This is a genomic window from Halorubellus sp. JP-L1 (assembly GCF_011440375.1).
GTDB lineage: Archaea > Halobacteriota > Halobacteria > Halobacteriales > Natrialbaceae > Halorubellus.
On record NZ_JAAOIR010000001.1, the window covers coordinates 1,540,032 to 1,559,175 of the forward strand.

At 69.5% G+C, this 19,144-nt stretch carries 20 protein-coding genes; 8 read left to right on the forward strand and 12 right to left on the reverse strand.

The annotated features are described in order from the left end of the window. Window positions 1–11: 11 nt before the first annotated feature. Both G9C85_RS07805 and trmY read right to left on the reverse strand, forming a co-directional pair. Window positions 12–353, reverse strand: coding sequence for a hypothetical protein (locus G9C85_RS07805; RefSeq protein WP_166038564.1), 342 nt, complete (start codon window positions 351–353; stop codon window positions 12–14). Window positions 354–497: 144 nt separating this feature from the next. Continuing rightward, on the reverse strand, window positions 498–1,094 hold the full coding sequence (gene trmY / locus G9C85_RS07810) for a tRNA (pseudouridine(54)-N(1))-methyltransferase TrmY (protein ID WP_166038566.1): 597 nt from the start codon (window positions 1,092–1,094) through the stop codon (window positions 498–500). A 992-nt stretch (window positions 1,095–2,086) separates the two neighbouring features. On the opposite strand from trmY, the gene G9C85_RS07815 reads away from it, so the two are divergent. Further along, window positions 2,087–3,400: a tRNA pseudouridine(54/55) synthase Pus10 gene (locus G9C85_RS07815; RefSeq protein ID WP_166038568.1), complete on the forward strand. Its 1,314-nt coding sequence runs from the start codon at window positions 2,087–2,089 to the stop codon at window positions 3,398–3,400. An 84-nt stretch (window positions 3,401–3,484) separates the two neighbouring features. Here G9C85_RS07815 and G9C85_RS07820 read toward each other — a convergent pair whose 3' ends face one another. Continuing rightward, window positions 3,485–4,273, reverse strand: a complete 789-nt coding sequence (locus tag G9C85_RS07820; RefSeq protein WP_166038570.1) for a winged helix-turn-helix domain-containing protein — start codon at window positions 4,271–4,273, stop codon at window positions 3,485–3,487. 152 nt (window positions 4,274–4,425) lie between these two features. On the opposite strand from G9C85_RS07820, the gene rnhB reads away from it, so the two are divergent. Continuing rightward, window positions 4,426–5,067 carry a ribonuclease HII gene (gene rnhB / locus G9C85_RS07825; protein ID WP_166038572.1) on the forward strand — a complete coding sequence of 214 codons (642 nt, stop codon included), beginning with the start codon at window positions 4,426–4,428 and terminating at the stop codon, window positions 5,065–5,067. A 127-nt stretch (window positions 5,068–5,194) separates the two neighbouring features. Here rnhB and G9C85_RS07830 read toward each other — a convergent pair whose 3' ends face one another. Together G9C85_RS07830 and secF are read right to left on the reverse strand one after the other, a co-directional pair. After that, a complete protein-coding gene (locus G9C85_RS07830; protein ID WP_166038574.1) occupies window positions 5,195–6,787 on the reverse strand; it encodes a preprotein translocase subunit SecD in 1,593 nt (530 codons plus the stop codon). Continuing rightward, the gene (gene secF / locus G9C85_RS07835; protein ID WP_166038575.1) at window positions 6,787–7,692 is read right to left on the reverse strand and encodes a protein translocase subunit SecF; all 906 of its coding nucleotides are present in this window, start codon (window positions 7,690–7,692) and stop codon (window positions 6,787–6,789) included. The genes G9C85_RS07830 and secF overlap by 1 nt, the downstream gene beginning before the upstream one ends. Window positions 7,693–7,826: 134 nt before the next feature. Here secF and G9C85_RS07840 point away from each other — a divergent pair, with 134 nt between their 5' ends. Beyond that, window positions 7,827–8,156, forward strand: a complete 330-nt coding sequence (locus G9C85_RS07840; RefSeq protein ID WP_166038578.1) for a hypothetical protein — start codon at window positions 7,827–7,829, stop codon at window positions 8,154–8,156. 119 nt (window positions 8,157–8,275) lie between these two features. Here G9C85_RS07840 and G9C85_RS07845 read toward each other — a convergent pair whose 3' ends face one another. Both G9C85_RS07845 and G9C85_RS07850 read right to left on the reverse strand, forming a co-directional pair. Next, window positions 8,276–8,752, reverse strand: a complete 477-nt coding sequence (locus G9C85_RS07845) for a DUF5812 family protein (RefSeq protein WP_166038580.1) — start codon at window positions 8,750–8,752, stop codon at window positions 8,276–8,278. Window positions 8,753–8,821: 69 nt separating this feature from the next. Further along, window positions 8,822–9,433, reverse strand: coding sequence for a hypothetical protein (locus G9C85_RS07850; protein WP_240148787.1), 612 nt, complete (start codon window positions 9,431–9,433; stop codon window positions 8,822–8,824). Between the two features lie 143 nt (window positions 9,434–9,576). Between G9C85_RS07850 and G9C85_RS07855 the strand changes: the two genes are divergently transcribed. The 3 genes from G9C85_RS07855 (at window position 9,577) to G9C85_RS07865 (ending at window position 13,823) form a co-directional block, all read left to right on the forward strand. Beyond that, on the forward strand, window positions 9,577–11,448 hold the full coding sequence (locus G9C85_RS07855) for a formate/nitrite transporter family protein (protein WP_166038582.1): 1,872 nt from the start codon (window positions 9,577–9,579) through the stop codon (window positions 11,446–11,448). A gap of 217 nt (window positions 11,449–11,665) precedes the next feature. Next, window positions 11,666–12,964 carry a glucose-6-phosphate isomerase gene (locus G9C85_RS07860; RefSeq protein WP_166038584.1) on the forward strand — a complete coding sequence of 433 codons (1,299 nt, stop codon included), beginning with the start codon at window positions 11,666–11,668 and terminating at the stop codon, window positions 12,962–12,964. An 85-nt stretch (window positions 12,965–13,049) separates the two neighbouring features. Next, window positions 13,050–13,823: a CPBP family intramembrane glutamic endopeptidase gene (locus tag G9C85_RS07865; RefSeq protein ID WP_166038586.1), complete on the forward strand. Its 774-nt coding sequence runs from the start codon at window positions 13,050–13,052 to the stop codon at window positions 13,821–13,823. A 54-nt stretch (window positions 13,824–13,877) separates the two neighbouring features. Here G9C85_RS07865 and G9C85_RS07870 read toward each other — a convergent pair whose 3' ends face one another. Both G9C85_RS07870 and G9C85_RS07875 read right to left on the reverse strand, forming a co-directional pair. After that, entirely contained in the window at window positions 13,878–14,336 is a 459-nt protein-coding gene (locus G9C85_RS07870; RefSeq protein ID WP_166038588.1) for an NOB1 family endonuclease, read from the reverse strand. Between the two features lie 6 nt (window positions 14,337–14,342). Further along, window positions 14,343–14,588, reverse strand: coding sequence for a PRC-barrel domain-containing protein (locus G9C85_RS07875; protein ID WP_166038590.1), 246 nt, complete (start codon window positions 14,586–14,588; stop codon window positions 14,343–14,345). A gap of 155 nt (window positions 14,589–14,743) precedes the next feature. Between G9C85_RS07875 and infB the strand changes: the two genes are divergently transcribed. Then, window positions 14,744–16,552 carry a translation initiation factor IF-2 gene (gene infB, locus G9C85_RS07880; protein WP_166038592.1) on the forward strand — a complete coding sequence of 603 codons (1,809 nt, stop codon included), beginning with the start codon at window positions 14,744–14,746 and terminating at the stop codon, window positions 16,550–16,552. A gap of 87 nt (window positions 16,553–16,639) precedes the next feature. Here infB and G9C85_RS07885 read toward each other — a convergent pair whose 3' ends face one another. Continuing rightward, window positions 16,640–17,107: a GNAT family N-acetyltransferase gene (locus G9C85_RS07885; RefSeq protein ID WP_166038594.1), complete on the reverse strand. Its 468-nt coding sequence runs from the start codon at window positions 17,105–17,107 to the stop codon at window positions 16,640–16,642. A 139-nt stretch (window positions 17,108–17,246) separates the two neighbouring features. Here G9C85_RS07885 and G9C85_RS07890 point away from each other — a divergent pair, with 139 nt between their 5' ends. Then, on the forward strand, window positions 17,247–17,909 hold the full coding sequence (locus tag G9C85_RS07890; protein ID WP_166038596.1) for an alpha/beta hydrolase: 663 nt from the start codon (window positions 17,247–17,249) through the stop codon (window positions 17,907–17,909). A 96-nt stretch (window positions 17,910–18,005) separates the two neighbouring features. Here G9C85_RS07890 and G9C85_RS07895 read toward each other — a convergent pair whose 3' ends face one another. Both G9C85_RS07895 and G9C85_RS07900 read right to left on the reverse strand, forming a co-directional pair. Continuing rightward, window positions 18,006–18,404, reverse strand: coding sequence for a DUF5811 family protein (locus G9C85_RS07895; RefSeq protein WP_166038598.1), 399 nt, complete (start codon window positions 18,402–18,404; stop codon window positions 18,006–18,008). 124 nt (window positions 18,405–18,528) lie between these two features. Then, entirely contained in the window at window positions 18,529–19,005 is a 477-nt protein-coding gene (locus G9C85_RS07900; protein ID WP_166038600.1) for a pyruvoyl-dependent arginine decarboxylase, read from the reverse strand. Between the last annotated feature and the right edge of the window lie 139 nt (window positions 19,006–19,144).

Genomic DNA, 19,144 nt, shown 5'->3' on the forward strand with positions numbered 1-19,144 from the left:
CCGTGACGCCGTCAGGCGTCGTCGATGACGGTGACGACGCCGACGTACTCCTTCTCGTTGCCGGCGGTGAGGCGCGTGGCGCGGACCTGGCCGGTGGTGTAGGATTCGGCGAGGCGGTAGCGGTCGTCGTCGTCGGCGTCGACGACGGCCTGACTGGCGCCGAGGGCGTCGGTGGTGGCGCGGTCGACGGCGCCCGTGAACTCGTAGCGTTCGCCCGCTCGCGGGCCTTCGTCGCCGAACTCGGTGCGGAAGTGGATGCCGTCGCCGTCGCCGAGCGCGCCGAGTGCGTCGCGCACGGACTGGGGCGTGTCTGGCGTCGCGCCGTCGGCCTCGCCGCTGGGGAGGTCTGACATGGCGGGAGGTAGGACGACCCGGGTCTTAATTTCTCGCCTCTCGTGACGTGAAACACCAGTGACTGGTCGGGGGCGAGTCGGTTAGAGCGACGAAGGTCGGTTAGAGCGACGGGCGTCGGTTAGAGCGACGGGTCGCGTGGGCGGCTAGAAGTCGCTGTAGGCGTCGGTGTCGCAGTAGTGATGCGCGACCGTGATGGCGTGGTCGGCGTGCAGGACTTCCGGCCCGAGACGGAGGCGGACGTCGGTCGCGTCGTCGAGCACGCGCGCTTCGGCGTCCCTGAAGTCCCGGTGGTCCGAGAGCACGAACACGGGGTGCGCGGGCGGTTCGCGCTCGTTCGCGGGCTCGCCGTCCTCGTGGAGCGCGACGACCGTTCCGTCGCGAGCGAGCCGGTCGAGCGTCGCCTCGAAGCCCATCCGGTACACCTCGATGCCGGGCGAGGGCTCGGCGGGCTGATGGCCGATCGCGTCGTCGCGGGCTTCCAGGGCCGACCGGACGAGCGCCGCGATCGAGCGCTCGTCCGGGTGGAGGTTCCGCACCGATCCACCGTCGACGCTCACCGTGAACTCGCCGCCGAGGACGAGATGCACGCGCGCGTCCTCGCGGATGCCGTGACTCGACAACAGTCCGGCGTTCAGGCAGCGAGCGAGCAAGTCCATGCGGCCCGCGTCGCTCCCGAGCGCGTCCAGCGAGAACTCCGGGGTCGTGGGGGCGTCGTGCGCGACGACGACGAACTGACGCATATCACCCTCGAAGTCACCAACGGCGAAAAACACCCCGGAAGTACGGCCATCGACCACCGCGTGGACCGACGGGTGCGTTGCCAGGAACGAACCCACCACGACGACCACCAAGAAAGCCCCAGTCCGCTCGCGACCCCTCTCCATACCGCACACCGCGAACACGCAGAAAGCCCCGCCCCACTCACCGTTCCACGACACCAACCGCATCGCGAACACGCAGAAAGCCCCGCCCCACTCACCGTTCCATGACACCAACCGCATCGCGAACACGCAGAAAGCCCTGACACGCTCGCCCGACGTCACTCGCTGCGCGCTTCGTCGCTCCCTTCGGTCGTTCCTCCAGTGCTTGCGTCGCGACGCCGGGCGACCGCGCCGCCCCTTTCAGTCCCACCCCCAGCAACGACCGCACCGCAACCGCGACCCACCGCGCCCCGCCCTCCCCCTGCTCGAAGCGCGCGCCGTTCCGCGCGCGCTTCGAGCGGCCCGGTCGCTGGTCGAATCGAACGTTCGACGACCGGCTGGCGCGCGGTGTCGTAGCCGCGCGAGCGAAGGCGAGCGCGGCTGCGTCGATACCGTGCGAGGGCTGACGAACGAGCGAAGCGAGTGAGGAGGCGGCTGGGGAGGACGAGGTGTGGAGCGGTCGCGGTGGGGTGGGAGTGAACGGGGCCGCGCGCTCGACCCCGCCCGGACCCGTCAAGCACCGCAGGCGAACGGAGCGAGCCGAGGAGCGCAGTTGGGTCCCGGCGGGTCGAGCGGGTGGGGGCGTTCTGGCTGTCGTGTCGGGCGGACTCCACGCCTGCGGTCGTCAAGGAGCGGGCGGGTGCGTTCTGGCTGTCGTGTCGTGCGGGCTCCCCAGTTGCTGTCCTAACCGAGCGGGTCGAGCGTATGGGGGGGTTCCAGGGGGTCGCGTTCGAGGATTCGTGGAGGATTACGGAAGTGGAGGTGGGTCGAGATGGCAAGGAACTAACGCCGTGAACGCTTCTACTCTGTCAATGGACGTACTCGCTGTCGCTCGCGACTTGCTCGCGTCGGGGCCGTTGTGCGATGCGTGTCTCGGGCGGCCGTTCGCGGATCGGAGTTTCGGGCTGACGAACGACGAGCGCGGGAAGAGCCTCCGGGTCGCGGTCGCGCTCGACGACGACGAGCCGTTCGAGCCGCCCGAGCGCGACGCGTGCTGGGTGTGCGAGGGGCTCACGGGCGAGTACGAGACGTACGCCGAACTCGCCGCCGAATCGGTGGACAGAGTCGACTTCGAGACGTATCAGGTCGGGACGCGGACGCCGCCGCTCGTCGAGGAGAACGACCGCCTGCTGCGGGAGGACGCCGGCCTCGACGCGGACGCCGGCGAGCTGTTCAAGTCCGAGTTCAACCGCGAGGTCGGGAAGCGCTTCGGCCAGTTGACGGGCACCGAAGTCGACTTCGACCGGCCGGACGTGCTCGCGCTCGTCGACCTGGACGCCGCCGACGCGGACCCGTCGACGCACGCGGTCGACGTCCAGGTGAACCCCGCGTTCGTCTACGGCCGATACAAGAAGTTAGAGCGCGACATCCCGCAGACGGAGTGGCCGTGCCGCGAGTGCGGCGCGAGCGGGAAGCAACTCGGCGACGACGGCGAGGAGCCCTGCGACCACTGCGGCGGCAGCGGGTACCTCTACGACGACAGCGTCGAGGGGTACGTCGCGCCGCACGTCGAGGAGGCGATGGACGGCACGGAGGCGGTGTTCCACGGCGCCGGCCGCGAAGACGTCGACGCGCTGATGCTCGGGGACGGCCGGCCGTTCGTCGCCGAAGTAAAGCACCCCGGCGAGCGCTCGCCGGACGTCGACGCCCTCGAAGCGCGCATCAACGACGACGCCGACGGCGCCGTCGCCGTGCAGGACCTCGCGCTCGCGACTCACGAGATGGTCGAGCGCGTGAAGGAACTCGACGCCTCGAAGACGTACCGCGCCGAGGTCGAGTTCTCCGACCCCGTCGGCGCCGACGCACTCCAGCGCGCACTCGACGAACTCGAGGGCGCGACGATCACGCAGCACACGCCCCAGCGCGTCGACCATCGTCGCGCGAGCATCGACCGCACCCGCACCGTGTACGCCGCCAGCGGCCACTCCGTCGACGAAACGCACGCGACAGTGGACGTCCACGGCGAAGGCGGCCTCTACATCAAGGAACTCGTGAGCGGCGACGACGGCCGAACGAAACCGAGTCTCGCCGGCCTCCTCGACGTCGACGCCACCGTCACCGCACTCGACGTCCTGAGCGTCGCGGGCGAGGACGAGGCGTTCGCAACCGACGACTACCTCCAATAGCCGAACCGGCCACCTCCAGGAGCCGGCGCGACCACCGCCGCGAGTTCGCCCGCGAGACGGCCACGCAAGCGAGCGAGAACGCGGTCAGGGCCGCGGGAGCGATTCGAGCGCCCGTAGCGGCGTGGCCTCGCGCCACACGCTCTCGAAGAGTCGGTCGCCCCAGGCACGCGCGCGGTCGGTGCGCGCGAGCAGCGCCTCCGCGAGGTCGTGGCTGCTGTCCTCGCGCGGGAGCGAGAGCACCATCGCCTCGTCGGTCGCGAGCACGGTACAGCCGGGGTCGGCGACGCGAACCCCCAGGCCGTCGGCGTTCCAGTTCGCGTCCGCGCGGCCCGCAGCCGTCTCGATGACGGCCGGCGCGAGCGCGAAGCGGACGTCCGCACTCCGTGCCGCGCGTTCGAGTGCGGTCGCGTACCGGTCGTGGTAGACCGGCGTCGCGAGCGCGACGCGGTCCGCGCGCTCGACGACGTCGACGACGCTACTCGCCGCAGGGAGCGATTCGGTCTCCGACGACGACGATGACGACACTCGTTCCGCACCCGCGAGCGCGCCCAGCGACGCCCGGAACGGCTCCGGAAGCACGCTCGCGTCGTGATCCCGCCAGTACGAGGCGTGCGCGGAGAGGACGTCGTCTGTCCGCCGGCGGTCGGCGACGTAGTCCGCCACGAGGTCGCCCAGGCAAGTGGTCTCCCAGCGCCGCGTCCGGCCTTCGCGGAGGAGGTCGCGGTCGCGGAGTTCGTTCAGCGCGTCGTACACCGCCGACTTGCTCGCGTCGACGTCGTCGAGGAGGGCCCGTCGCTGCCGCGGTCGGTCGCGTAACTCCAGGAGGACGGTCTGGCGGACCGACGACGCGAAGACGACATCGAACACGCCCATATACGTTCGGTACAGTTCGTGGAAGAAATTAAGTCTATCCCAAAATGCGACCGGTTCGACGCGGACGAGAAGCGCTCGATTCCGTGAGAACGGTCGCGGCTCGCCCGATCGTTGGGGAACGGTCAAGGCCCTCCCGGTCCGAGGACGGCACGATGCGAATCGGCGTCGACGAAGCAGGCAAGGGCCCCGTCCTCGGGTCGATGTTCGCGGCCGCCGTCGCCGTCACCGACCCAAAAGTCCTCCCCGACGGCGTCGACGACTCCAAGCGCCTCGCCCCCGAAACCCGCGAGCGCCTCGACGACCGCTTGCGCGGCGACGACCGCGTCCAGGTCGCCGTCGCGGAGATCACGCCCGCGCGCATCGACGACCCCGCGACCGACATGAACGCGCTCACCGTCGCCGCCCACGCCAACGCCATCTCCCGGCTCGCGGCCGACGGCGACGACGTCGTCGTCGACGCCGGCGACGTCAGCGAATCGCGGTTCGCGCGTCGGGTGCGAACAGCGGCGACCGCCGACGTCGACGTCACCGCCGAACACGGCGCCGACGAGACCCACCCCGTCGTCGCCGCCGCGAGCGTCGTCGCGAAGGTCGCACGCGACGCCCAGATGACAGCGCTCGCGAGCGAACACGGCGCCGTCGGCTCCGGCTACCCGAGCGACCCAACCACGCGCGAGTTCCTCGCCACCCACGTCGCCGACCACGGCCAACTCCCCGCGTTCGCCCGCGAATCCTGGAGCACGAGCGCGGACGTCCTCGCCGCCGCCGAACAGTCCGGGCTCGACGACTTCTGACCGCAACGCGACCACGTCGCGAACGACCTCGTAGCGACCGCTGTCGGAGACGAATACCGAATCGAAGAGCGAACCACGACTCCAAAAGCGAACCGCGACTCCGGAAGCGAAGCCCGACAGCGCGCGACTACTTGTCGCCCGTGACGAACGACCGGAGGATGTCCCCGTACGCCGGACGCGTCACGAGCACGCCGAGGAGGACACCGAGGATCGTGATGATCGCGAACCCGCGGAGGTCACCGAGACTCAGGACCGCGAGCGGACTCATCGCGATGATCGTCGTCGCCGCCGCCGCCCCGATCACCCAGAACGCCTTCCGGAACCGCGACTGGAAGACGCGCTGGCTGTTCACCTCCTCGGCCATCACCTCGTCCGCGATGATGATGAGGTCGTCCACCCCCGTCCCGATGACCGCGATGAACCCAGCGATGTGTGAGAGATCGAGCGGCAGGCCGACGACCGACGCGAACCCGAGGAGGAGCACCACCTCCGAGAGCGCGGTGACGACCATCGGCGCCGCGACCGTCACGTTCCGATACCGGATGTACACCGTGAACGACACCGCAAGCACCGCGACGATCGCCGTGATGAGCGCGTTCCCCTTGAACTGATCCGCGAGCGCGCCCTCCAGCGCGAACGTCTGGCGCTGGTCGAGGTCGAGCGGCGCCGGGAGCGCACCCGCCTCCAGGTTCGTCTGGATGTTCTGCGCGTCGCTCTGATTGCCCGCGGTGAAGAAGAACCGCGGGTCGTCGTCGAACTGCCCGCTCCGGATCGTGCGCGCGAGCTGCGGGTCCATCGAGAACGCACCCTTCACGTCGCCGTTCACGATCGTCAACAGACAGTACCCCTGGTCGTTCCGCGTCGACGTCGCCGACGCGTTCTGCGGACAGGACCGATAGTTCCCCTCCTCCGTGAACCCGACGCCGTTCAGCGTCTGCTGGAAGCGTTCACCGCCCCGTTGCGTGAGCTTCACCGGCACCTGCCACGACCGCGCGTTCTCCGGGTTCCGCGGCGGGTCGACCGTCCGGATGTCGTCCGCGTCCGCGATCACGCGCTCCTCCATCGTCCCGTTCGCCGGATACCGCACCGTAAGCGTCACCAGCCCGCGCTCGTCGAGCAGTTCCACGAGCGCCTCCGGCTGCCGGTTCGGTGCCTCGACGACGACGTACCGCTGGCCGCTCGCCGAGGACGCCACCGTCGCCGTCCCACCGGTCAGGCCCGTCGCGTCCAGCTTCGACTGGATCGAGCTCGCCATCCGCTCGTAGGTCTCCGGTGACGGATCGTCACGGACGTGCTGCGCCGACACTTGCGTCCCGTCGACGCGCTGGATGTTCTCCTCGCGGAGCGCGTCCACGAACGCCGACCGGTCCACGGACTCGTTGAACACCTCCACGACGTGCCCCTGGTCGGTCCGACAGTCGACGCCCGAAGCCTCGCAGTCCCGGACCGCGACGTCGATACGTGGCACCCCGAGTCGCTCGGAGACGTTCGTCACTACCGCGCTATCCTCCTGCTGCACGTCCAGTTGGGTCGCACTCATCCCGACGACCGGCGACCGGATGCGCGTCCCACCGTCCAGCTCGAGGCCGTACTGGAGGTTCGTCGCACCCGTCACCTCGCCCGAGCTCAGCGACGCGGACGGCACGAACAGCGCCACGCCACTGGCCGCGAGCATCACGACGAGCAGGATGATCCGCCAGTTCCCGCGGAGGTCCGCCATCAGTTACTCACCTCCCCGAGCTGGTACCAGCGAAGCAGACTCAAGTTCAGCATGTACGTGTTCATCAGGTCGGTCGCGAGCCCGAGCACGAGCACGAGCCCGATCGACGCCATCAGCTCGATCCCGAACAGGTACGCGGTGACCGCCATCACCGCCATCGCGGACAGCGACGTGAGCGTCATCGTCACACCGGTCCGCATCGCGCGCCGCGTGCTCTCGTAGAACCCACCCTCGCGTCGGAGGATGTGATTGTTCAGGAGGATGTCGGAGTCGACCGAGTACCCGATCAGCATCAGGAGCGCGGCGACCGTCCCCAGCGAGAGCTTGATCCCGAGCACGCCCATGAGCGCCAGCGGGATCACGATGTCGGAGAACGCCGAGATGACGATCGCGACCGAAGGCACGAACGTCCGGAAGAACGCGAACGCGAGCACGCTCATCCCGGCGAACGCCAGCCCGATCCCGAGGAACGCGGTCTGCTGGGCCGAGGACGCGAACCGGGGCGTCGTCGACTGCTGGGACTGCACGACCGCGCAGTTATCCGCGTTCGAGCACGTCGGTTCCAGGTTCTCACGCGCCTGGCTGGCGAGCTCGCTCCCGCTCGCGCTGTCGCCGGTGTCGGCGAACGTCACGATGTACTGCGGCGACTCCGTCCCGGCTGTCCCCTGGATACTCACCGGTTCCTCGCTGAACGCCGCCGCGAGTTCGTCTCGGGGCGTGTCCGTCTGCACCGTCAGTTCGGTCCCTCCTGTGAAGTCGATGCCGAGTGGTACCGGCGATCCGGTAGTGACGTACAAGCCGGCGAGAACCACCAGCGCCACCACGAGAATCCCGACTGGGATGGCGGCGAGCTGGCGGTTCGTGTACCGCTCGTAGTCGATCTCCGGTACCTCGAACTTGCTCATGCCGCCCGGTCCGCCTCGGCGGCAAGTAAGCCTTCTTATCTCTCGTTCGCCAGCGACGGGGCGGGGCACGCTCTGTGCTGCGCGGGGCTCCCCCACGGCGCAGGCTTTTGCCGCCCGAAACCGTACGCGTTCGTATGCCAGCCGCAACGCGCGTCGTGCTCTCGTACCCGAAGGACCTCTCGGACTGGAGTCGCAAACAGGTCGACACCGACCACTTCCACGCGTGGCTGCGTCGCGTCCACGACGACGTCGAGCGCGGCGACACGTGGACGGAGTTCGTCGACATCGGGTGCTGCGGGAGCACGTACGACGTCCCGCTCCGCGTCGAGGAGGTCCAGGGCGGCGACCGCATGGGTCCCGAGACCGAGATCGAGTACACCGTCCGCGAGGCCTGCGGCCTCGAGGGCGGCTGGAAGGTCCAGAGCGCGGACGGCCCCGCGCCGTACGCGAGCGACGGCGACTGAACCGACTCATCCAGCGTACGGCCGCCGACAGGCGGCCGTTTCCACTCGGACCGACTCATCCAGCGTACGGCCGCCGACAGGCGGCCGTTTCCGCCCGAACCGACTGCCAGCGACGGCGGTCAGTCCGGGAGGTAGCGGACGTTCAGCACGCCCGCGTCCGGGTCCCGACGCACTTCGACGCGAACCGCACCGACGCGTCCGGCGCGCGCGATCGTCTCCTCGTCCTCGAGTACGTCCCGAGCGGCCTGCTCGGTCTCCGCCGGTGGGACCGAGAGCACGTGCAGTTCGCCCGTGCCCTCGCGCTCGATGCGCTCGACCTCGCCGACATCGAGGTCTGCAGCAACCTCCATCGCTTGCGTCGTCGGCGACAGGTCCGTGTCGACGACGTCGACGCGATGCACGTAGTCCGTCTCGACGACCTCGTAGACGACGTCCATCGGCGGTACCGGCGCGACCGTCGCCCCGATGATCGTGCCCGCCTCGAACTCGGCGTCGTTGTCCGCGAGCGTGTACACCTGGCCGGCGTCGACGTCCCGGAGCACCGCGCTGTCGGCGTCGGCCTCCGTCACGAGGAACGTCGCAGTCGTCTCCGTCATACGCCCCGGTAACGCCTCGGCGGCCTTCCGGGTTTCGTCATCGGACGCCGCGCCAGCCTTCTGGGTTCGTCACCGGTCGCCGTGCCGCCGGTCCAGTACGTACATCGCGAGGCCGACGACCGTGGGCGGCAGCAGGCTCGACAGCGGCGGCATCGCGTACAGTACCGAGACGACCGGCGCGAAGAGGCCGCTGGGGGCGGGACGGGTCACCGTCTCGCCGTCGAGCGTGAACGACGGCGGCATCGAGATGACCGCCGCCGCGTAGAGCGCGAGGAAGTACGCGAACCCGAGGACGGCCATCCGGCGGTCGTAGACGGCGTCGCCGCGAGCCCGGCGGTGCTCGCGCGCGACGAACAAGACGGGACCGACGACGGGCGCGACCACGCCGAACGCGACGAACACGTAGAACGACCGGACGAACGTGAACGACCCACCGGCGGCGCCGAGCGTGTTCGACACCGCGACCGCGACCGCCGCCGCGAAGTAGAACGCGAGCACGAGCGAGAGCAGGCCGCTCGCGGTCGCGTACAGCTTGAACAGCCGCGAGTCGCTCTCCCGGAGCGCGTACGGGAACGCCGTCAAGAGGCCGCCGTACGTGCTGTCGTCGGCGTCGTCGTCGCTCGCCTCCTCTCCCGTGCGGGCGTCCTCCGGGGCCGCGGTCGCGACGCCGTCGTCTGTCATCGCTCGAGCGTTGGGGCGAGTCGGGCAAAAGCGGCGTGGTTGCTCGCGGTGGCGACCCACGCACCAGCGCCCCTGCCAGCGGTCGTCGCGAGGCCCGAATCACCAAACGACTTAGTTTCGGCCCCGCAAGGCGTACGTATCTCATGACAGGTACGAGCGGCGGGCCGCCACCCGCGGACGGCGACGATCCTCACCGGGATCGCGTCGACGACGTCCTCACGGACCAGTTCTCGACCGACGAGGTCTACCAGCGCGTGGTCGCCGACGCCGACCACGAGGTGACCTCCGGCGCGCGCGAACTGTTCTTCAGCGCGCTCGCCGCCGGGTTCGCGATCACCGTCACGTTCCTCCTGTACGCCTCGGTCACGGCGACGACGGACGCCAAGTTCGTCGGCGTCCTCCTCTACCCGCTCGGGTTCGTCTACATCATCATCGGCGGCTACCAGCTCTACACCGAGAACACGCTCCCGCCGGTGGCGCTCACGCTCGAGCGACTCGCGTCGGTACCGACGCTGTTCCGGCACTGGCTGATCGTGCTCGCGGGGAACTTCGTCGGCGGCGGCCTCGGCGCGGTCGCACTCGCCTACGGCGGCGTGTTCGACGACGCCACCGCGAACGTCGCGATCGGATTCGCCGAGAAGGGCATCGCCACGCCAGCCACCGACCTCTTCTTCAAGGCGGCGTTCGCCGGTCTGATCGTCGCCGGCGTCGTCTGGATCAACTTCGCCGCCAAGGACACGATCTCCCGGCTGGCCGTCGTCTACCTCGCGTTCCTCGCCATCCCCATGGGGAACCTGTTCCACGTCGTGGTGTCGTTCACCGAAGTGGTCTACCTGGCGCTCGTCACCGGCGTCAACCCTGGTCCAGCGCTCGTCGGATTCGTGCTCCCGGTCCTCCTCGGGAACACGCTCGGCGGCGTCGTGCTCGTCACGGTCGTGAACTACTATCAGACGTCCGACCAGCGCCTCCAGATCGACCGCTTCCAGAACGTCCGCCGGCTCTCGCTCCGCGAGTGGCTCGCCGGCTCGCTCGCCGGCCGCTCGTACGTCCCCGTGATCGACACCCTCGAGGAGTTCGTCCGCGACCCGGAGGCCTACCGCGTCCTCGTCCCCATCGCCAATCCCCGGACCGAGACGGGCGTGGTGCGCCTCGCCTGCCAGATCGCGAGCAGTCGCCAGAAGGGGAAGGTTCACGTCGTCCACGTCGTGCAGGCACCCCGACGGTGGACGACGGACGACGAAGGCCTCCAGCGCGAACGCATCACGCGCGAGTCCGACCGCCTCCTCGAGGACGCCCGCCGCATCGGCGGCGAGCACGACGTGACCCTGGAGACCTCGACCGTCGTCACGCCGCGATCGTTCGAGGAGGTGTTCGCGCTCGCACGCCGGACCAGTCCGGACCTCGTGACGATGGACTGGGAGGAACGCGGCCTGTGGAACTCGGCTCGCGCCGAGCGGCCGCTCGCCGAACTGACCAACCGACTCCCCTGCGACTTCCTGATAGCGAACGGCCCCGAGCTCGATCCGTCGCGGATCGTGCTGCCGACGGCCGGCGGCCCGGACTCGGACCTGACCGCCGAAGTCGCAGGGGCACTCGAGTCGGTGGCGAACGCCAGGGTCGAGTTACTCCACGTCGTCGACGACGAGGCCAACGTAGCCGCGGGCGAGGCGTTCCTCCGCGACTGGGCCGAAAAGCACGACCTAGAGGACGCGGAGATCACCGTCGACTCGGGCGACGTCGAGTCCGCGATCGTCAGGGCGTCCACCGAGTGTACGTTGCTCATGCTCGGCGCGACCGAACAGGGCCTGCTCTCTCGACTCGTCCAGGACTCGCTACACACGGACATCATCGACGACGTCGATTGCTCGGTGCTGCTCGCCGAACGGCCGACCGAGCGGTCGCTGCGCGAGCGACTGTTCGGCGACCCGGTCCGGGACCGCCATCCCGCGCTCGCGTTCCGCGACCGCGTCGACGACGCCGAGGGGACCGATCGGGCCGAGCCCGGCGACGAGTGACCGCCCAGGGCCCGATGCCGGCGACGAGTGACCGCCCAGGGCCCGATGCCGGCGACGAGTGACCGCCCAGGGCCCGATGCCGGCGACGAGTGACCGCCCAGGGCCCGATGCCGGCGACGAGTGACCACCGAGGGCCCGGTGTCGCCGACCGGTCGACAGCGGAGCGCCGCGACCGGTGATGGCAAGACCCTTGTCGCCGCCGGGCGCGCGTTCGTCCATGCACGTGGACATCGCGAACGCACTCGCGGCGACCGCTTCGCCGGGGGTCTCGCGGGCCGCGCTGGAGCGTCTCGACGACCAGGTCGCTACGGCGCACGACCGCATCGAGCGCGGTATCGACGCCCGCGAGCACGGCTACGCGGCGCTCGCACTCCCCGAGGACGTCGACCTCGAAGAGATCCGAGAGACGACGCGCGCGTTCCCGGACACGGAGACGCTCCTGAACGTCGGCATCGGCGGGAGTGCGCTCGGCGCCGCGACCATCACGGACGCGCTCGACGCCGAGTCGGGCGTGGACGCGCACTACCTCGACAACGTCGACCCCGAGTGGCTCACGGCCTTGCTCGACGAGGTCGACCTGGCGTCGACGACCGTGAACGTCGTCTCGCGCTCGGGGACGACCGCGGAGACGCTCGCGAACTTCCTCGTCGTCCGCGACGCGTTCGAGGACGCCGGCGTGGACTGGACCGACCGCACGTTCGTCACGACCGGCGAGAGCGGGCCGCTGCGGCGACTCGCTGACCGCCACGACCTCCCGACGCTCCCCCAGCCCGACGGCGTCCCCGGCCGGTTCGCGGCGCTCTCGACCGTCGGTCTCGCCGCGGCGAGCGTCTGCGGGCACGACCTCGACGCGCTCGTCGCCGGCGCGAGCGAACAACGCGAGACGCTCGGGCCGTCGCTGTTCGACGCACCGGGGTACGCGTACGGCGCGGTCGCGTACGCGCTCGACTGCCGCGGCGCGAACGTGAACGCGATGATGCCCTATGCGGAGTCCCTCGAGACGTTCGCCGAGTGGTTCGCGCAACTCTGGGCGGAGAGCCTCGGGAAGGACGGCCTCGGCCAGACGCCCGCGCGAGCGCTCGGCGCGACAGACCAGCACTCCCAGCTCCAGCTCTACCGGGCCGGCCCCCGCGACAAACTCGTCACGCTCGTCCACCCCGGCAAGCGCGACGACCGCGAGATCCCGGAGACGGACGCCGACGAACTCTCGTACCTCGCCGGCACCGGCCTCGGCGACCTCGCGGACGCCGAGTTCGACGCGACCGAAGCGAGTCTCGCCGCCGCCGGCCGCCCGAGCGTCCGCGTGGCACTCGACCGCGTCGACGAGCACGAACTCGGCGCGCTGCTGTACGCGATGGAGGCCGCGTGCGTGCTCGCCGGCGAACTCTACGCCGTCGACACGTTCGTCCAGCCAGCCGTCGAGTGGGGCAAAAACGCCGCCCGCGGCCTGCTGGGCGAAGGCGACTACGCGGAAGCCGACGCCGTCGCCGACAAAGACACCCTCGTCGTCGACTGAGCGAGCCAGCCGTCGGCCCGCTGCCCCAGGCGGAGACGCGCTCGTAACGAAAGGGCCTATGTCGCGGGAGGCGCTACGAGTTCGCATGTCGCTGGAATCCCGGGACGCGTGGAATCCCGGTCGGTTCGTCGCCGCCGCGCTCGGGATGGCGCTCGTGGGCGCGACCGGTATCCTGGCGCTCGTGCTCTGGCAGTCCGTCGTCTACTCGCTCGTGACGGCGACGATCTGGGAGCCGCCGCTGTCGGGTGCCCGGTCGCAGATCGTGTCCACGATCTCGCTCGGCCTGGGGATGGCGATGACGGGCGCCGGCTACGTCGTGTACACGAACCGATCGTGGGCGTTCATCGACGTCCAGTGGCCGTCACTGCGCGACCTCGCGTGGATCGCCGTCGGCCTCGTCGGTCTGTTCGCGCTCCTCCAGGTCGTCTCCATCCTCCTGGACGTCCTCGGCATCTCCGCCGCCCAGCACACGACGACCGAAGCCGCGAAGACCGAGCCGTCGCTCCTCCTCCCGCTCATCCCCCTGAGCATCCTCGTCGTCGGCCCCGCCGAAGAGCTCGTGTACCGGAACGTCGTCCAGAAAGGCCTCTACGAGCACGCACCGCGCGTCGTCGCGGTCCTGACCGCGAGCGTCATCTTCTCGCTCGTCCACATCCCCGCGTACGCCGCCGGCGCCTCCACGAGCGCGCTCGTCGCGACGCTCGCCATCATCTTCACGCTCTCGCTCGTCCTCGGCACCGTCTACGAGCGCACCGAGAACCTCGTCGTCCCCGCCGTCGTCCACGGCGGCTACAACGCCGTCCTCTTCGGACTCGACTACCTCGACCAGACCGCGAGCGTCGCCCTCGCACTTCTCTGACGTCGCGGACGCGTCCCCGCGTTCGCCGGAACGACCGTTGCTCGCGGCTCGTCGCTACGTCGGGTTCTTCCGCGCGAGGTCGCTCCCGCAGATCGGACAGCGATCCCTGTTCTCGTCGAACTCGCGCCCGCACCCCTGGCACTGGAACGACCAGTCGCGCTGTTCGCTGATGCCCTCGCGAGCGATCACCTCGACGCTCACGTCCAGGCGCTCCGCGACGTTCTGCATCGCGTAGTCGTCCGTGACGAGCGTCGCGTCGAGCTCGAACGTCGCCGCGATCAGGCGGACGTCGGTGTCGCTGAGTTCCGCCAGGTCACCGGTCTCGCGCGCCGCGCGCTCGACGCGCTCGACGGTCTCCGCGTCCGGGATGTGGATGCGCATCCCCGCGCCCTCCATCGCGTCGAACCGATACCCGCTCTCGTCGGTGAGTTCCTCGCGGACGAGCGGGATGGTCGCGGTGTCGTCGTCGGCGTGGTACTCGTTGATGAACGCAGAAGAGTCCAGGACCTTCATCCGAACTTAGCGGTCGACGACGATGTAGTCCTTCACGGCCTGCACGCGCGCAACCGGCACGCGGAAGCGGCCCTGTTCGTCCCGGTCGTAGTCGATGGCTCGCGTCGGCGTCTCCTCGTTCGGTTCCACGATGAGGTCGTGGAGTTCGCCGCTCTTCATGTCCATCGTCACGTTGTACAGCGCGCCGAGCTCGGTGCCGTCGGACCCCATGACGGCCTTGTCCGAGATGTTCTCGGCAAGTATGTCGGGCATACCCACCCGTACCGAACGACGAGTAATAAACGCCACGGGGTCACGGAACCGAGATTCGTCAGCGCGAGAGCAAGTCACGGGAGCGCTGCGGGGCCGATACGGCAACATTAAATGCCGGCGCACGAACTTTCGAGTAGAACTTCTGGGTGGTCACCATGTCGGACTCATCGGACGCCGGCGACCCCGGCACAGACACGCTGCGCACGCCCATCGTCGCCGTCCTCGGCCACGTCGACCACGGCAAGACGAGCCTCCTGGACAAGGTCCGGGGCTCGGCCGTGATCGAGGGCGAGGCCGGCGCGATCACCCAGCACATCGGCGCGACCGCCGTCCCACTCGACGTCATCTCGGACATCGCGGGCGGCCTCGTCGACCCGAGCGACTTCGACCTCCCCGGACTCCTGTTCATCGACACGCCCGGCCACCACTCGTTCACGACGCTCCGGAGCCGCGGCGGCGCGCTCGCGGACATCGCCATCCTCGTCGTCGACGTCAACGACGGCTTCCAGCCCCAGACGATCGAAGCGCTCGACATCCTCAAGCGCACGGAGACGCCCTTTATCGTCGCGGCGAACAAGGTCGACACCCTCCCCGGGTGGAATCCCGTCGACGACGCCCCCATCCAGCAGTCCATGGAGACCCAGTCCGACCGCGTCCAGCAGGACCTCAACCAGCGCCTCTACGAGCTCGTCGGCGAACTCAGCGACGAGGGGTTCTCCGCGGACATGTACTGGCAGGTGCGGAACTTCCAGCAGAACGTCGGCGTCGTCCCCGTGAGCGCGATGACGGGCGAGGGCGTCCCAGACCTCCTGACGGTGATGATGGGGCTCGCCCAGCGATACATGAAGGACGAGATGCAGGTCGACGTCGGCGGGCCCGGCGTCGGCACGGTCCTGGAGGTCAAGGACGAGAAGGGGTTCGGGACGACGATCGACATCGTGCTCTACGACGGGACGATCCGCGCGGACGACGTCCTCGTCGTCGGCGGCGAGAACGACCCGATCGTGACCGAGGTCCGCGCGCTCCTCCAGCCGCGGCCGCTCGCGGAGATCCGCACCGAGAGCCGATTCGAGCAGGTCGACGAGGTCGTCGCCGCGGCCGGTATCAAGGTCGCCGCACCGGACCTCGACGAGGCGATGTCGGGCGCCCCGATCCGCGTCGTCCGCGACCGCCCCGTCGAGGAAGTCGAGCGCGAGGTCCGGAGCGAACTCGCGGAGATCGCGGTCGAGACCGCCGAGGACGGCGTCGTCGTGAAGGCCGACACCCTGGGGAGCCTCGAGGCGATGGCGAACGCGCTCGACGAGGCTGAGATCCCGATCGTGCGCGCGGAGGTCGGCGCGGTCGCGCCCCGGGACGTCTCGGTCGCGTCGACCGCCGAGGAGGACACGCACAAGACCATCCTCGCGTTCAACGTGGACGTCCTCGACGACGCCGAGCGCCGCGTCGAGGAGGGCGACGTCCGGATCTTCGAGAGCGACGTCATCTACCAGCTCGTCGAGGAGTACGACGAGTACGTCGAAGCGATCGAGCGCGAGCAACAGGAGACCGTGCTCGACAACATCACGCGTCCCGCCCGGTTCAACATCCTCATGGACCACACGTTCCGCCAGAACGACCCGGCGGTCGTCGGCGTGGAGATCCTCGCCGGCACCGTCCGGAACAACATGAACGTCGTCAAGTTCGATGGCTCGGAACCCGAGCGCGTCGGCCAACTCAAGGGCATCCAGGAGAACGGCGAGGACGTCGACGAGGCCCGGAGCGGGACGCGCGTCAGCCTCGCCATCGACGGCCCGACGGTCGGCCGCCAGATCGAGGAAGGCGACGAACTCTGGATCGAGATCCCCGAGAAGCACGCGAAGATCCTGGAGCAGGAACTCAAGGAGGAGATTCCGATGGACGAACGCGAAGCCCTCAACCAGTACCTCGAGAAGCAACGGAAACGCGATCCGTTCTGGGGAAAATGACTGTTCCAGCATACGGCCGCCGCCAGGCGGCCGTTTCTGTGTGAGTTGCGGCGTGGTCCCGTCGACAGGCGGTTCGTGTTGTGCCCGTCAGTAGAGGGGTTTCGCGAACGTGACCTGTTTGGGTTCGTAGCCGCGGTCGCGGTAGAACTCGCGGGCGGGACGGTTCTCCCATTCGGCGGATACCTTGAGGAAATCGCAGTCTTCGCGGTCGGCGAGCGCTTCCGCGCGTTCGACGAGCGCGGTGCCGTGACCTTGGCCGCGGTGGGCTTCTTTCACGTAGAGGTCGTTGATGGAGGCGTAGCGGCCGCGTTCCCGGGAGGGGTGCTCGCCGAGTTCGACGGTGACGAACGCGACCGGGTCGCCAGCGTCCTCGCGGAGGAAGACGTGGACGTCGTCGCTCGCGAGGAGGCGCTCGAATCCGTCGACGGCGTGCTCGCCGGCGTCGTCGCGGAGTTCGTTCAGGTCCGTGTAGGCCTCCATCTGCTCGGCGAGCGGGAACCAGAACTCGGTGGCGAGCAGGCGGGCGTCCTCGTCGGTGGCTTCGCGGATCGCCATGTCCCATCGTCGCGGCGTCGGCGAGTTAAGCGTTCCCGAGGGACGAGAGGCGTTCACAGGCGTCGAGGGTCGCTCGCAGGGTCGAGGCGGCGTCTGTGCGACGAGGGTTTATGTCCGCCGTCCTACTCGTTACGGGTCCATGCCGCTCGAGCAACTGGACTTCGAGGTCGACGGCGAGGCGTACGAGGGACGACTGGTGACGCCGCCCGAGGGCGACGCCGAGTCGTGCGTGGTGGTGCTTCCGGGTGCGGGACACGGCCCGTTCGGGGACATCTTCGACATCGCCACGTACGAACTCGCGAGCGCGGGCGTCGCGTCGTTCCGGTTCGAGACGTGGACGAACTCGGACGAACTCGACGAGAAGTCCCTCGCCGACCTCCACGCCGAGATGGACGACGCCGTCGCGTTCGTCCGCGAGCGCGGGTACGACGACCTGTCGATGCTCGTCAAGAGCTTCGGCGGCCGCATCGCGTTCACGAAGCTCCCCGGCGACGTCGACCGCGTCCTCGGGTGGGCGCCCGCGGTCGTGTTCGCCGACGACTCCCGCCTCGACGAACAGTACGACGTCCCGCTCGGCGACCTCGAGGACGGACTCGCGATCACACGCGGCGACGTTGCGGCCGCTGACGCAGAAGTCCGCCTCCTGTACGGCGACGACGACCACTTCTACCCCGAGCCCGCCGAGTCGCTCGCCGACGCCCTCCCGGACGCGGAGCTGCGCGTCCTCGAGGACGAGAACCACTCGTTCAACGAACACCGACGGACCGTCGTCGCCGAGACCCTCGACTACCTCGCCGACTGACACCAATCGCAGTCATCAATCGCAGTCGCCGACGCGACGCTCGGCGACGAGAAACGAGAGAATCCGGGCAGTGGACGAACGCGAACGAACGATGCCTCAGCGAGCGGTCGGCGTCACCGACCCCTGCAGGGCCTGCTTCACCTGGAACGCGGCACTCGCCGCGAGCCCGCGCGCGACCTCCGCCTGCTCGTCCGCGTCGATCACGGGCTCGTCCAGATCGAGGTCCTCCAGTTCCGGCGTGAACCCCGCGCTCACCGGGTCGCCGACCGGCGGCTGCACCGCCACGCGAGCCTGCGGCCCCGACACCCCCTGGTGGACGTCGCCGTCGACGAGGTACTCGTTCGGGAGGAACTCCCGCGTCCGGGCAGCGATCGCCGTCACGTCGCGGCGAAGCGCCGACTTCTGCGCCGTCGACAGCTCCGGGACGTCGTCGGCGTTGCGCTTCCCCGCCTGCGTGATACCCGGCAAACCAGCATAGGGCGTGTTTCCATTCATCGCAAGTGCTACCCTCCCTAGGGGCGGGTCGAGTGAAAAAGGTTCGGTCGGCGAACCGACCGCCCGTGGTCGGTGAACGTCGACGGTCGCGAGCCCTCGACCGCGAGCCCGCGACCCCGAACGGTCAGACCAGCGGGTCGGCGTCGCCGTACACCGCGAGCACGACCGCCGTCGTGTGCGTCCCCGGCTCGACCGCCGCGGACTGCACGCGAACGCGCGGGTCGTCGAACGCCCACGCCTCGCGCAGCTCGACGCCCGCGGCGACGCCCCGGCGGACGCGCTCTTCGACGTCGTCCGCGTCCGTCCGTCCAGCCGCCTCGTAGAACACCCCACCGTCGGGTGACTGCGCCCACGCCAATCCCGCGGAGACGTGCCCGGGCTCGCTCGCCGTCGCCCGCGCCTCCACGACCGTCAGCCGCCCGCCGACCTCGCCGAGATCGCCCGCCGTCCCCACCGCCTCCACGTCCGCGCCCGGCGGCAGCATCGACGACACCGCCACCAGATTGTAGTTGCACACGCCCGCGTCCGCGAGCGCCGCGTCGTAGCTCGCCATCGCCGTCGGACCCGTCCCCGAGCCCCAGACGACGCGAATCGTATCCATACCCGAACTCGACGCCGCCCGACGTTGTGCGTTGCGGTTCCCGAACGCAACCCAGACCGGCCGACAGCGACGCACACGAGCGCGGGCCGACACCCGCCACACCCGTCGCTGTCGACCGTCGAGAACGAAGAGAGAGAGA

Bases quoted from the DNA above. Each gene is read 5' to 3' on its own strand.
- G9C85_RS07805 (WP_166038564.1), bottom strand. From the start codon at position 353: ATGTCAGACCTCCCCAGCGGCGAGGCCGACGGCGCGACGCCAGACACG.
- trmY (WP_166038566.1), bottom strand. From the start codon at position 1,094: ATGCGTCAGTTCGTCGTCGTCGCGCACGACGCCCCCACGACCCCGGAG.
- G9C85_RS07815 (WP_166038568.1), top strand. From the start codon at position 2,087: ATGGACGTACTCGCTGTCGCTCGCGACTTGCTCGCGTCGGGGCCGTTG.
- G9C85_RS07820 (WP_166038570.1), bottom strand. From the start codon at position 4,273: ATGGGCGTGTTCGATGTCGTCTTCGCGTCGTCGGTCCGCCAGACCGTC.
- rnhB (WP_166038572.1), top strand. From the start codon at position 4,426: ATGCGAATCGGCGTCGACGAAGCAGGCAAGGGCCCCGTCCTCGGGTCG.
- G9C85_RS07830 (WP_166038574.1), bottom strand. From the start codon at position 6,787: ATGGCGGACCTCCGCGGGAACTGGCGGATCATCCTGCTCGTCGTGATG.
- secF (WP_166038575.1), bottom strand. From the start codon at position 7,692: ATGAGCAAGTTCGAGGTACCGGAGATCGACTACGAGCGGTACACGAAC.
- G9C85_RS07840 (WP_166038578.1), top strand. From the start codon at position 7,827: ATGCCAGCCGCAACGCGCGTCGTGCTCTCGTACCCGAAGGACCTCTCG.
- G9C85_RS07845 (WP_166038580.1), bottom strand. From the start codon at position 8,752: ATGACGGAGACGACTGCGACGTTCCTCGTGACGGAGGCCGACGCCGAC.
- G9C85_RS07850 (WP_240148787.1), bottom strand. From the start codon at position 9,433: ATGACAGACGACGGCGTCGCGACCGCGGCCCCGGAGGACGCCCGCACG.
- G9C85_RS07855 (WP_166038582.1), top strand. From the start codon at position 9,577: ATGACAGGTACGAGCGGCGGGCCGCCACCCGCGGACGGCGACGATCCT.
- G9C85_RS07860 (WP_166038584.1), top strand. From the start codon at position 11,666: ATGCACGTGGACATCGCGAACGCACTCGCGGCGACCGCTTCGCCGGGG.
- G9C85_RS07865 (WP_166038586.1), top strand. From the start codon at position 13,050: ATGTCGCTGGAATCCCGGGACGCGTGGAATCCCGGTCGGTTCGTCGCC.
- G9C85_RS07870 (WP_166038588.1), bottom strand. From the start codon at position 14,336: ATGAAGGTCCTGGACTCTTCTGCGTTCATCAACGAGTACCACGCCGAC.
- G9C85_RS07875 (WP_166038590.1), bottom strand. From the start codon at position 14,588: ATGCCCGACATACTTGCCGAGAACATCTCGGACAAGGCCGTCATGGGG.
- infB (WP_166038592.1), top strand. From the start codon at position 14,744: ATGTCGGACTCATCGGACGCCGGCGACCCCGGCACAGACACGCTGCGC.
- G9C85_RS07885 (WP_166038594.1), bottom strand. From the start codon at position 17,107: ATGGCGATCCGCGAAGCCACCGACGAGGACGCCCGCCTGCTCGCCACC.
- G9C85_RS07890 (WP_166038596.1), top strand. From the start codon at position 17,247: ATGCCGCTCGAGCAACTGGACTTCGAGGTCGACGGCGAGGCGTACGAG.
- G9C85_RS07895 (WP_166038598.1), bottom strand. From the start codon at position 18,404: ATGAATGGAAACACGCCCTATGCTGGTTTGCCGGGTATCACGCAGGCG.
- G9C85_RS07900 (WP_166038600.1), bottom strand. From the start codon at position 19,005: ATGGATACGATTCGCGTCGTCTGGGGCTCGGGGACGGGTCCGACGGCG.